The 1,590-nt window shown below is 57.2% G+C and carries 1 rRNA gene (cut by a window edge); it reads right to left on the bottom strand.

The features are described from left to right. A 23S ribosomal RNA gene (locus ACFY0K_RS44670) occupies nt 1–1,532 on the bottom strand; it reaches 1,271 nt to the left of the window's first position. Between the last annotated feature and the right edge of the window lie 58 nt (nt 1,533–1,590).

Below are 1,590 nucleotides of genomic sequence, written 5' to 3' on the forward strand. Positions count from 1 at the left end.
TGGTTCGATGTTTGACGCTTCACAGCGGGTACCGGAATATCAACCGGTTATCCATCGACTACGCCTGTCGGCCTCGCCTTAGGTCCCGACTTACCCTGGGCAGATCAGCTTGACCCAGGAACCCTTAGTCAATCGGCGCACACGTTTCCCACGTGTGAATCGCTACTCATGCCTGCATTCTCACTCGTCAACCGTCCACAACTACCTTCCGGTGCTGCTTCACCCGGCAGACGACGCTCCCCTACCCATCACGATCCCCGTTGGGGGTACATATCGCAATGACACGACTTCGGCGGTACGCTTGAGCCCCGCTACATTGTCGGCGCGGAATCACTAGACCAGTGAGCTATTACGCACTCTTTCAAGGGTGGCTGCTTCTAAGCCAACCTCCTGGTTGTCTCTGCGACTCCACATCCTTTCCCACTTAGCGTACGCTTAGGGGCCTTAGTCGATGCTCTGGGCTGTTTCCCTCTCGACCATGGAGCTTATCCCCCACAGTCTCACTGCCGCGCTCTCACTTACCGGCATTCGGAGTTTGGCTAAGGTCAGTAACCCGGTAGGGCCCATCGCCTATCCAGTGCTCTACCTCCGGCAAGAAACACACGACGCTGCACCTAAATGCATTTCGGGGAGAACCAGCTATCACGGAGTTTGATTGGCCTTTCACCCCTAACCACAGGTCATCCCCCAGGTTTTCAACCCTGGTGGGTTCGGTCCTCCACGAAGTCTTACCTCCGCTTCAACCTGCCCATGGCTAGATCACTCCGCTTCGGGTCTTGAGCGTGCTACTCCAACGCCCTGTTCGGACTCGCTTTCGCTACGGCTACCCCACACGGGTTAACCTCGCAACACACCGCAAACTCGCAGGCTCATTCTTCAAAAGGCACGCAGTCACACCACAAGGATGCTCCCACGGCTTGTAGGCACACGGTTTCAGGTACTATTTCACTCCCCTCCCGGGGTACTTTTCACCATTCCCTCACGGTACTATCCGCTATCGGTCACCAGGGAATATTTAGGCTTAGCGGGTGGTCCCGCCAGATTCACACGGGATTTCTCGGGCCCCGTGCTACTTGGGTGTCTCTCAAACGAGCCGCTGATGTTTCAGCTACGGGGGTCTTACCCTCTACGCCGGACCTTTCGCATGTCCTTCGCCTACATCAACGGTTTCTGACTCGTCCTGCCGCCGGCAGACGACAGAAGAGAGATCCCACAACCCCGTATACGCAACCCCTGCCGGGTCTCACACGCATACGGTTTGGCCTCATCCGGTTTCGCTCGCCACTACTCCCGGAATCACGGTTGTTTTCTCTTCCTGAGGGTACTGAGATGTTTCACTTCCCCTCGTTCCCTCCACACTGCCTATGAGTTCAGCAGCGGGTGACAGCCCATGACGACTGCCGGGTTTCCCCATTCGGAAACCCCCGGATCAAAGCCTGGTTGACGACTCCCCGGGGACTATCGCGGCCTCCCACGTCCTTCATCGGTTCCTGGTGCCAAGGCATCCACCGTGCGCCCTTAAAAACTTGGCCACAGATGCTCGCGTCCACTGTGCAGTTCTCAAACAACGACCAGCCACCCATCACCCCA

Source organism: Streptomyces sp. NPDC001507 (assembly GCF_042894765.1).
Classification (GTDB): domain Bacteria; phylum Actinomycetota; class Actinomycetes; order Streptomycetales; family Streptomycetaceae; genus Streptomyces.